The 11,129-nt window shown below is 69.2% G+C and carries 6 protein-coding genes and 2 pseudogenes; 6 read left to right on the top strand and 2 right to left on the bottom strand.

The window, feature by feature from the left end; translation table 11 throughout:
* The first annotated feature begins 102 nt into the window (after positions 1-102).
* Genes AB8O64_RS06850 through AB8O64_RS06840 form a run of 3 tightly spaced genes read left to right on the top strand, consistent with a single transcriptional unit; the run spans position 103 to position 2,534 of the window.
* The gene (locus AB8O64_RS06850; protein ID WP_370418382.1) at positions 103-1,041 is read left to right on the top strand and encodes an acyl-ACP desaturase; all 939 of its coding nucleotides are present in this window, start codon (positions 103-105) and stop codon (positions 1,039-1,041) included.
* A 19-nt stretch (positions 1,042-1,060) separates the two neighbouring features.
* Complete coding sequence (locus tag AB8O64_RS06845) at positions 1,061-1,324, top strand: phosphopantetheine-binding protein (protein ID WP_370418380.1); 264 nt, start codon at positions 1,061-1,063, stop codon at positions 1,322-1,324.
* Positions 1,311-2,534 carry a beta-ketoacyl synthase gene (locus tag AB8O64_RS06840; RefSeq protein WP_370418379.1) on the top strand — a complete coding sequence of 408 codons (1,224 nt, stop codon included), beginning with the start codon at positions 1,311-1,313 and terminating at the stop codon, positions 2,532-2,534. Before AB8O64_RS06845 ends, AB8O64_RS06840 begins: the two co-directional genes overlap by 14 nt.
* Positions 2,535-3,022: 488 nt before the next feature.
* Here AB8O64_RS06840 and AB8O64_RS06835 read toward each other — a convergent pair whose 3' ends face one another.
* Positions 3,023-3,586 (bottom strand): zinc-binding dehydrogenase, encoded by a 564-nt coding sequence (locus AB8O64_RS06835; protein WP_370418378.1) that lies wholly within the window; start codon positions 3,584-3,586, stop codon positions 3,023-3,025.
* A gap of 775 nt (positions 3,587-4,361) precedes the next feature.
* On the opposite strand from AB8O64_RS06835, the gene AB8O64_RS06830 reads away from it, so the two are divergent.
* Positions 4,362-5,417 (top strand): beta family protein, encoded by a 1,056-nt coding sequence (locus AB8O64_RS06830; RefSeq protein ID WP_370418377.1) that lies wholly within the window; start codon positions 4,362-4,364, stop codon positions 5,415-5,417.
* A 538-nt stretch (positions 5,418-5,955) separates the two neighbouring features.
* Here the strand turns inward: AB8O64_RS06830 and AB8O64_RS06825 are convergent.
* Positions 5,956-6,663, bottom strand: a pseudogene (locus tag AB8O64_RS06825) (DEAD/DEAH box helicase); the annotation flags it as partial.
* Positions 6,664-7,098: 435 nt separating this feature from the next.
* Between AB8O64_RS06825 and AB8O64_RS06820 the strand changes: the two are divergent.
* Positions 7,099-8,422, top strand: a pseudogene (locus AB8O64_RS06820) (DEAD/DEAH box helicase).
* A 654-nt stretch (positions 8,423-9,076) separates the two neighbouring features.
* Positions 9,077-11,122, top strand: a complete 2,046-nt coding sequence (locus AB8O64_RS06815; protein ID WP_370418375.1) for an N-6 DNA methylase — start codon at positions 9,077-9,079, stop codon at positions 11,120-11,122.
* Positions 11,123-11,129 lie beyond the last annotated feature (7 nt).

Below are 11,129 nucleotides of genomic sequence, written 5' to 3'. Positions count from 1 at the left end.
AGGCGCAGAACGCAAAGAGGTGGCGCCTTATATCTGATAAGCGCACGCATGGGCTCTTCCTCGACCGGTCAGAGGCCACATGGGAAAGTGAGGTGAGCAGGCGTGACTCCTGCTGCGGCGGAGAGCGTGCTGCGGGAGCTGGAGCCGTCGGTGGAACGACTGCTGGAACGTCATCTCGCAGTTGCCCACGACTGGCTGCCGCACCAGTTCGTGCCGTGGAGCGGAGCACAGGACTTCGACGGGCCGCTGGAGGGTGCCGCCTGGCAGCCGGAACAGTCGGCACTTCCGCCGGCGGTGCAGGACGCACTGGTCATCAACCTGCTCACCGAGGACAACCTGCCGAGTTACCACTTCGAGATTTCGGTGCGGCTCGGGCGGGACGGGGCCTGGGGCGCGTGGAACCACCGGTGGACGGCCGAGGAGGACCGGCACTCGTCCGTACTTCGTGCCTTCGTCCACGCCCGCCGGGCGGCGGATCCCGTCACCCTCGAACGTCTGCGGATGCAGCACGTGGCGGCGGGGTGGGCCCTCCGCTGGTCCACGGTGCTGCACGGCCTGGCGTACGCCACCGTGCAGGAGCTGGCGACCCGGCAGGCCCACCGGAACACCGGCGCGCTGTGCGGTGACCGGCTGGGCGAGATGCTGATGGCCAGGATCGCCGCCGACGAGAACCTGCACATGCTGTTCTACCGAGGGGTGTTCGCCGATGCGCTTCAGGTGTTTCCCGACGCCGCCATGACGGCCCTGGCGGATGTTCTGTGCGGCTTCCGGATGCCGGGGAGCGGGATCCCGGGGTTCCAGGCGCGGGCCGCGCGCGTCGCCGCGGCCGGCATCTACAACCTGGACGTCCACCGCGAGCACGTGGTGCTGCCTGTGCTGCGCAGCCTCTCGGTGATGACGGTGCCCGGGCTCGGCCCGGCCGGCAGGAAGGCGCAGGATCGCATCTGCCGGTACGAGAAACGGCTCGAGACGCAGGCGGCCCGGGCTCGCGTGCTGTACGCACGCATGAGCGCACACAAGGCTCTCCCCCTGTCCCCGTGAGAGAACAGGAGCTGTTGGCATGACGTCGCACCCCTTGGATCAGCCTGCCCTTCCCGCGAATTTCATCACCCTGCTGACCGACCACCTGAGAATTCCGGTACCTGCCGAGCAGCTCTCGCCCGAGGTGACACTGGAAAGCCTTGACATCGACTCACTGGTCCTGATGGAACTCGTGGTGACGGCCGAGGACGTGTACGGAATCGTCCTGCCCGACAGCGCCCTCGAGCTCTCCCCCTCCGCAACCCTCGGCGAGGCAGCGAAGGTGTTCGATGACGCAACCTGACATCGCCATCACCGGGCTGGGCCTGGTGACTCCCGCAGGAAACACCACCGAGGCGAACTGGGAAACGCTGTGCCGGGGCAAGTCGGTAGCCACTACCGACCCCCTCCTGGAAGGATTGCCCGTCGACTTCTCCTGCCGGGTCACGGACTTCGAGGCCGAGACGGAGCTCGGCAGGCTCGCACAGCGCCTGGACCCCTTCAGCCGGTTCGCCGTGGTAGCCGCCCGGCAGGCCGTCGCCGCCGCCGGCCTTGAGCCCGCTACCTGGCGAGGGGAGCGGGTCGGAGTCGTCCTGGGCGTCGGGAGCACCAGCCTGAACACGTACGAAACCGTCTTCCAGCACCTCCACACAGGACAGCCGGAGCGCGTCTCCCCGCTCACTCTGCCACGCAGCCTGCCCAACATGGCAGCAGGGGAAGTAGCGCTCGACCTGGGGGCCCAGGGACCCAACTTCACCGTCTCCACGGCGTGCGCCTCGGGCGCCACCGCGATCGGAGTCGCTCGGGACCTGTTGCGCTCGGGCGCGTGCGACATCGTGCTGACCGGCGGCACCGAGGGGGCACGGAACCGCGTCTCCGCCGCGTGCTTCGCACGGATGAGGGCGCTGTCGCGGCGCCGGGACCAGCCGGCTCTCGCCAGCAGGCCGTTCGACACGGCGCGCGACGGTTTCGTCCTCGGCGAGGGCGCCGCCGTCCTGGTACTGGAACGGCTGCCCGCCGCACGGGCCCGCCGGGCACCGGTACAGGCCCTGCTGCGCGGCTACGGGGCCAGTGCCGACGCACACCACCCCATCTCACCGCACCCCGAGGGCCGGGGCGTACTGCAGGCCATCGCCGCCGCCCTCAAGGACGGCGGATGCCGACCGGACGACATCGGGCACATCAACGCCCACGGCACCTCCACCCCCAGGAACGACGCGCTGGAGGCAGCGGCTCTCTCCCGGGTCTTCGGGGACTCCGCACCCCCGGTCACCGCCCCCAAGGGCGTCATCGGCCACTCCCTCGGTGCGGCCGGGGCCATCGAGGCCGCCTACACCGTCCTCGCGCTCCGCCACCAGACCGTGCCGCCAGTGGCGAACTTCCAGAACCAGGACCCCGACCACAAACTCGACATCGTCGCCGGAGAGCCGCGCCCCATCTCCGCGGACACTGCCCTCAGCTTCTCCTTCGGCTTCGGCGGGCAGAACGCGGTCCTTCTGCTCACGGCTCCCTGAGCCTCGGGGCTGCCCTCAGCACAGCGGCACCGACCGTACCCGACGGCCAGTTCAGGCGCCTTTCCTTGGATCCCTGGAAGAAGCCGAGCTTCTTCGGGGAGTACGACGCGAGGAGGTTCTTCGTCTGCTGGTGGTACGCGGGGCGCCTAGCCTTTGACCTGCGAAAACAGTTGACTGGGAGGGGGAGAAGGGCAGGCTGGTCCGGGACTGGTCCGGGTCTTGGTCCATGCGTCCCGCCTCTCGTGTGTTCGCCGGAGAGCGGCGAACGTCGTGACGCGGTTCACCCGGGACGAGAAGGAGCTGGGCCACCACGGGAGCGGCGAGCTGGAAGGCCAGCTGCGCACGGACCGCGACCTGGAGCGCGCCCAGAATCCGTTCCGGCTCAGCTGCACCGCAGCGTACGGCGCACCAGCGGCGGCCTTCGTCCGGCTGGCTGGCATCGTCACGCCGGGGTCAGCCACACGTACTTTGCGGACCTTCGCACGCGCTCATAGCTCGACGATGGCTTGGCCGGTGTTCTTTCCCGTGCTCAGGCTCTGCAGCGCTCGATAGGCGTTCTCGATGTGACGGGTGACGGTGACAGGGCAGGTCAGCGCCCCGGTGGCGAGCCACTCGGTCATGGTGGCGGGGAACTCGGAGAAGCGGTCGGCGTAGTCGAAGACTTTTACGCCGGTGATGCGGAGCGCTTTGCCGATGACCAGGGGAAGGTTGTCGGGCCAGCGGATGTGTTCTCGGGCGTATTGGGAGTGCAGGCCGCACAGCAGGATGCGTCCGCGGGGGTGCAGGGCGTCGAGGGCGGCGGCGAGGTGGTCGCCGCCGACGTTGTCGAAGTAGACGTCGATGCCGTCCGGGGCCGCGGCGCGTAGTTGGTCGGCGATATTGCCCTGCTTGTAGTCGATGGCCGTGTCGAAGCCGAGGGTGTCGGTGAGGAGGCGCGCCTTCGCTCGGCCGGCCTCCGCAAGGGTTACCGCAGGTCCGTGGCGAGCGGACGGGTCAACTGGAGTGGCGTGGGGCGGGCGTGAGAGTTGCGGCCCTATGGGTCTCAGCAGCAAAACTTTTTGATATGGCGCCTTGACGAGGTCTCGGCGTCGCGCGAAATGCAACCACCCCTCCCCAGACGCTGAGTGACGGTCCATCGCCGACTTGAAGCGGTACCCCCCTGGTCCGGGGCGGATTCACTTGGACTTCGAACAATCACGTAAGGTGCCGTGTCGAACAGGGAAGGTGACTCCGGTGTCGGGTTGCCTGGAGCTCGATGAAGCCTCCAGGCAGCCGACTTCGATCTCTAGAAGAACCCCAGTTTCTTTGGGCTGTAGGAACAAAGAATGTTCTTCGTCTGCTGGTGGTACAGCAGTCACACCTGCGCTGACCAGCGAAAGCGATAGGGCGGGCGGTTCCTTGGGGAGGGCTGGTCCGGAGATGGTCCGGATCTTGCTACGTGCGGGTTGCGGGGGAAGAACGGGGGTTGGGCGCGATGGGATGTCGTGCGAGCTGGTGGGAGGGGGCGCATGGAACTGAGTCGCGCAAAGTCGTACCGGATCGGACTGGTGAGATACTGTCAGCGGCGATCGGTACGGGCGCCTTCGCCTCGTCCAGCCCATCCCACCTTCGCTCGCCGGCCCACCGCCTGACCGGTCACTTTCTCGAAGGCCCGCGGACAGCCTGTGTGCGACGCGCGTCGATGGATGTGCCACTTATGTCACACCATTAACGCGTACTTCAACACATCAGCCATGCGGGCCGAAATGGCGCTCTTTTCACGCGCTTCACGGCGAACCGAACCTGACAGGAAGGGATGCACACGGACGGTGCCGAGGGGGAGCCGCGATGTCCGGACCACTCTATATTCCCGTTCTGTCGGCCAGGCAGCATGCGGCCGGAGCCTTCCGGCGGTTATGGCCGGACGTTCAGGCCGCGATCAGGCCACTGTGGAATCTGCCACCGTTGCCCGGAGCAGCTCCGGAGACGCTCACCACGGTGGTGGGCAAGTATGTTGATCCGGTGAGTGCCGTGAGCCGTCACGGCGGATGGATTGACGCTCCCTTCGGTGAGGATGCTCAGATCGCCGCCCTCGCCGGAGCGCTGTCCGCGTATTGTGAGTGGGGTCGGCTACGGCCGGTCACCGGGCCGGGGAGGACCGAGCTTCAGCAGATGGCAGCTGTGGAGACGGCGCGGTGCTGCCTGCGCGGACTGGGTGTCCGGGTGCGGGTTCCGGGAGAATGGGATGGCCGTCACCAAGAAGATGTCCGGGTCTTGCTGTCCCGGACCGGTCCGGAGGTGCCCGTGGACCTGCTGCTCGACATGGGCGCGGTGCTCGACGACCGGCTCGACGCGGGCAAGGAGGCGCTCCGGGCCCTTGACGCGCTGATGCCCTTGGCGGCCTGGCGGAGCGCCGCTCTGCTCGGCGGAGCTTTTCCCCGGGCGACCGCTGACATGCTGGAAAAAGGGTCGTGTGAGGGCTCACGGGCGGAGTGGCGCATGTGGCACGAGGTGTGTGCGACGGGCAGGGCCTATGTTCCGCTGCTCCGTTATGGCGACTACGGCGTGCAGCCACCGAGTGCCCTCGGACAGGACCCGGCTCCGGGAAGGAAGGGCGGGCCGCCCTGGGGTGTGCTTCGGTACACCACCGACAGCTCCTACCTGCTGTTCAAGACGCTGACCCGGGGGCCTGACCGGATCGCTGTCAACCGTGGTGCGGCTCGTCGGATAATCCAACTACCCGAGTTCCGGGGAGCGGGAGCCGGACAGGGTGAGGAATGGCTGAGTGAGTGCGCGAACGGTCCGCTCTCGACGGGCGAGGGCGTAGGCGGGCCCAGGGAGTGGCTGCGGGCGGGAAACCTCCAGCACATGACGTATGTCGTACGGAGCCTGCCCGGGGGCTGAGCGGGTCAGGGTCCAGCTGCACTGTCGGACTCAGTCGAACGTCCGTGCCAGCGCGGTGTCGTCCGCCAGGATCCGCCAGGCGGGTACCCGCACTGCTCAGCTCACTGGGCCGGGCTTTGGCCCCACGGCCTCCCGAGGGCAGTCCGGTGAGCAGGCCACCTCGCGCGTGGTTGAGCCGAAGGTGCCGCGCGGGGTCTCCGCCGGTCACCGGGCCGGTGTCGATCAGCACTGCCGTATTCTCGCCGGCGTCGGTGAACAGTAGGTCCACCGGGTGTTCGCCCACCAGGACCGTCCGCTCCAGTTCGGTGATGCCTCGTCCGGTGAGGTGTCGCCGCAGGAGGTCGACGAGCGCTTCGCGTGCCGCGGTGACCGGGACCGGCGTTCCGGCCTCGGCCGTCGTGCCGTTTTCGTCGGCTCCCAGCAGGGCCGAGCGCGCGGCGAGGAGAGCCGGCATGCCGCTCTGGTCCTGCCAGAAGGCGCGGTCGCCCACGGTGATCAGCTGCGACTTGGCTCGGGTGACCGCCACATTCCACAGGTTGACCTGGCTTGCGAGCCAGTGCGTGGTTCGGGGCGGTGTGTTGTACGCCGTCACCGGACTGAGCACCATCACGTCGCGCTGTCCGGACTGGAAGGCGTGGAGGGTGCCGACCCGGACCCGGTCGTCGTCCCGCCACATCCGTGCCGTCGTCTGCTTCTACGCCCGGAACGGCGTGACCACGCCCACCGTCGCGTTCGAGGGAAGCCCTGCCAGCAGTCCCTCGACCACACGCCGTACGGCCTCTGCCTCCACCGCGTTTCGCCAGGACTGCCCGTCGCCGCCGCGCGCCGATTCCCCCGACGGTACGTCGACCCAGCCGAGGACCGGTGTGGGGTCGGCCGCTCCCACAGGGTCGTGCGCCGGTGTCTGGCGTCGCACGTCCGTCAGCACCCGCAACCGGCCCCCGTAGCAGTGGCCGTTGACGCCATCCGCGAACCGCGGATGGCAGCGGTAGTGCTCGTCGAGGAGCAGCCAGCTGTCGCTGTGCTGTTCGGTCGCGTGGTACGAGGAGTGCACATGGTAGGTGAGGCGGTGGTGCTCAAGTTGCGCGGCACTCAGCCCGGCCCGCACCCGCGCCTGCCGCTCCTGCTGCGGTGACACACCGGGGATGTGCCCGAGTTGCATGGGGTCACCGATGATCAGTGTCCGCCGGGCCCGGAACAACAGCGGCAGCACCGACGGAATGGAGCACTGGCTGGCCTCATCCATGACCACGAGATCGACCAGCTTGGGACTGACTTCCAGCTGCCGCATCGAGTGGGTGCTGATGGCCCATCCCTTGATGTGCTTCATCAGGTTCTTCTGACTGCGCTGGAAGCCGGATCGGCGCCGGAGCGCCTGGAGCCGCTGGGTCATGAGCCCGGTGGTCCGGCCGAGGGTCTCGGTGGACTGCGCGCGGGACAGTTCCGCCGACAGCCCCGACAGCGCTTCCGCCGCGTCCAGCCGGGACCTTTCGAGTCCATTCTCGCCCCATTCCCTGTGCCAGCGGACGAGCTCCCGCACCGCCCGCTCCACGGACACGACGTCGGCCAGGGACCCCAGCAGTTCGGACGACACCGGTCGTCTAGGCGCCCACTCCGGCCCGATGCCCGACGACAGGACTGTGGGCCCGAGGCGCCGGGCGCCACTCCGGCGCGGCCCACGGTGGCCTCCTTCGCAGGGCTGGGGCTGCCGGTCGAGATTCTGCGGGTACTCGACGAGCAGGGTGTGACAAGCCCTTCCCCATCCAGGCGGCGGCGTTGCTGAATGCTCTCGTGGGGCGGGACGTCCTAGGCCGGGGCCGCACGGGACCCGGCAAGACCCTCGCCTTCGGCCTGGGGATGCTCGCCCGGACGGCCGGGCAGCGCGCGCAGTCCAAAAAGCCGCTGGCACTCGTGCTGGTGCCCCCCGGGAGCTGGCGCAGCAGGTCGGCGAGGCATTGACTCCGCACGCCACGGCGCTGCGGCTGCGGCTCGCGACCGTGGTGGGCGGAGTGTCCATCGGACGGCAGGCCGCCGCGCTGCGGGACGGCGCCGAGATCGTCGTCGCCACGCCCGGTCGGCTGCACGACCTCATCCAGCGCAAGGACTGCCGCCCGGGGCGGGTGCGCATCACGGTCTTGGACGAGGCGGACCAGATATGTGACATGGGGTTCCTGCCGCAGGTCAGCGAGATCCTGGACCAGGTGCGTTCCGACGGACAGCGGATGCTGTTCTCCGCCACTCTCGACCGCGACGTCGACGAACTGGTGCAGGGCTACCTGCGCGACCCCGCCGTCCACTCCGTGGACCCCCGTCCAGCACGGTGTCCGCGATCGAGCACCACGTCCTCGTCGTGCACGGCCCCGACCGGTACACCGTGACCACGGAGATCGCCGCCCGGGACGGCCGCGTCCTGCTGTTCCTGGACTCCAAGCACGGCGTCGACCAGCTCACGCGGCATCTGTGGGCCAGCGATGTGGCCGCCGCCCTGCACAGCGGGAAGTCCCAGCCGTACCGCACCCGCACCCTGGCCCAGTTCAGGAACGGGCAGATCACGGCGCTGGTGGCGACGAACGTCGCCGCACGCGGCCTCCACGTCGACGACCTCGATCTCGTGGTCAACGTCGACCCGGCCACCGATCCGAAGGACTACCTGCACCGCGCGGGCCGCACGGCTCGGGCTGGCCGCTCCAGGACCGTCGTGACGCTCGTCCTGTCGGGGCAGCGCCGCGAAACGAGCCAGGTCATGGCGGACGCCGACGTCGCTGCCAGTACGGTCTGGCGAGGCGGAGCTCAGCCGTATCACCGGCGTCAGGGCACCCTCCGGCGAGCCTCTCGACGGGGGGTCGGCCGTGTCGCGCCCCAAGAACCAGAACACCCCGTTCCGCAGCCTGGGCAGCACCAAGGGCACGAAGAACGGCTCCGGCGGCAAGCCATCCCGCAAGACCACCGAGGCCCGCAAGTTCGCGGAGGCCCGCAAGGCCGCCCGAGTGCGGCGCGGTGGCTGAGCCCCGGCTCCACGTAGACATCACCGCCGTCTGCGCAGGTCCCGGCGGCTCTGCTCCTCGGTGGCCGGCCCGACCGCCACCGGTCTGGTCGCCCTGACCAGCAACGTGCATGGCTGCCAGGTCAGTTCGCGCACATTCGGGCTGACGTCGTCCCGCGCCGTGGACTCCCGAGTGCCAGGCGGAGTTGGAACTTGGAACAGAGCCACCCGGCTGTCGTGCCCCCGCAGCAAACAGATGATGGCCGGTCCAGTACGTGCGGCCACCACCTTCGCGTACCGCGCGGCTCGTTGGTTCAGCAGCCTTCCATCGGCGCCGCCGAGAGGTCACCTACCATGTCGCCCATCTCCACCGTCAGGGTCAGCGTCGGGCTGCCGCTGTGGAAGGCCGCGGACAGGGGGGCGTCGTCCCACGCGGATGATCTAGTACAGAAGCCCGTGTAATCCCGACACTGCTGCGTGGCGCGGCGGTGCCTGATTGTTCGGCCAGCCGAACCGCTCAGCCCAGTGCCCGATCCGTTCGCCGCACATTGGCACCGTGAACGGTGGATGCGCCTCGGCAGAGAAATCGGTAGAGTGAAAACTTAGTCAAGCTACGGATTATGTGCCGTGCACCATTACAACGGCCTTTGGCACCTGCCGTTCCGGGAGGAGTGACATGATCCAGAATACGGACCGGGTGTCGGTGACCTTGGCGGCGATCGCCCGTCTGGCAGGCGTCGGGCGGGCCGCGGTGAGCAACTGGAGGCGTCGGCACGCCGACTTCCCCAAACCGGTCGGGGGGACGGACGCCAGTCCGCTGTTCGCCCTCTCAGAGGTGGAGGGGTGGTTGAAGCGGCACGACAAGATTTCGCCGACTGCGGGGGCGCTGGAACGGCTGTGGCCGCGCGTGGAGGATCTTGCCGACCGTGACCGGATGGGACGTGTCGTGGCGGGACTGGGTGCGCGGTTCGGCGGCACGGCGGCTGATCCAGACCGCCCGCTGGACCGGGCGGAGCGGATGCTCGTGGATGAGGCCGCGCGGCTGGCTGCGGCCGAGGGGCAGATCGAGACCTTCCGGTTTCTGCTCGACCGTTGGCTGGGCACTCACGTCCGACAGATCGCCACCACTCCTGCTCCCCTTGGCGCTGTGATGGCCGACATCGCCGCCTTCGCGCGTGGTACCGATGCCGTGACGACCGTCGCCGATCCGGCGTGCGGCACCGGCACGCTGCTCTTGGCGGCGGCCCGACGGTGGTCGGGGCCGGCCGGCACGGACCGCACGACCGGTGCGCGTGCGTCGGACAGCGACGAGTGGTGTCTTCACGGCAACGACAGCGACCCGGTCCTCGCGGCGATCGCCGAAGCGCGGCTCACTCTGGAAGTCGGCGAGCTCCGTCCCGTCGTCACCACGCGTGACGCCCTTCGGGATGGAGCCGGGCCACATGCGGAGCCGGCCGACGTGGTGCTCTGCAATCCGCCCGCCAACGAGCGCGACTGGGGGCATGAGGAACTGGCCACCGACCGACGCTGGCTGTTCGGCCAGCCACCTCGCACCGAATCCGAACTGGCCTGGGTTCAACATGCTCTGTCCATGCTGCGCGCCGGGGGTGTAGCCGTGCTCCTCCTGCCGCCGGGTGTCGCCGCCCGGCGGGCTGGACGACGCATCCGGGCGGGACTGCTCAGGGCCGGAGCCATCCGCGCAGTGATCGCGTTGCCCGCTGGCGCCGCACCGCCGTACGGGGTCGGACTCCATATCTGGGTGCTGACCGCCCCTCCGGCACAGCCCCGGGCCACGGTGACCCTTGTGGACACGGCTGACTGCAGGCATACCTCTTCTGTGTCCACGGCGTCCCGCCCCTCGGTCATCGACTGGGACGCCGTACGCGACAGAACGCTGCTCGCGTTGCAGGGTGGCTCCCCGCCCGGCAGTGTGTCCGTGCCGGTGACGGACTTGCTCGGGGAGGAGACCGACCTCACCCCGGCCCGGCACGCGGCGACTGCCCAGCAGGTGCGGGACGTGGACCTGCGCCGGCTGTGGTCCCGGTTCGACAGAGGGCTGCTCGCGGCGCGTGACACGGCCGGTGCGCTGCGGACGCTGACGGTTGCCGAAACTCCGCCTGTGCACGGTAGCGTGAGCCTGGCCGAACTCGAACTTGCCAAGGCGGTCGACATCGCTTCCGGCGCGACTGTCCCCGAAGGACTGCTGCGGCGGGGTGACGTACCGGAGGACGGGGTCGCACTACTCACCGTTCTGGCGGCCGCGGAGCCGGGGGAGAGGCTGTGGCTCGACCGGGAGGACGCTGAACGGGCCGATCGTGAAGGGCGGCTGCCGCTGACCTCGTTCGGTGACGTGGTCGTCGTCGCAGCCGTAGACAGTTTCGACGCATGGGTCGAGACGTCCCCCGTGCCCCGGGGACTCGGCCCTCATCTGCACCGCGTCCGGGTCGATGAGGAGCGGCTCGATCCGTGGTTCCTCGCCGCCTGCCTCCGGCTGAGGTCCAACGCTCGGCGGGCCGGTACCCGTTCCTCGAACGCCTCCCGGGTGGACATCCGCCGCCTCAACGCACTGCGTGTGCCCTTGGAGGAGCAACGGGCGTATGGGGAAGTGCACCGGAGACTGGTGGACCTGGAACGGGAGTTGGGTGAGCTGGGAGCCGTCGGTGAGGAACTGACGTCGGGACTCGCCGACCTGCTGGCCGCCGGCCGGCTAGGGCGGCGCTGACCCGTCC

It is taken from the genome of Streptomyces sp. QH1-20 (assembly GCF_041283565.1).
GTDB lineage: Bacteria > Actinomycetota > Actinomycetes > Streptomycetales > Streptomycetaceae > Streptomyces > Streptomyces syringius.
This window is presented reverse-complemented; position numbering and strand designations above follow the sequence as displayed.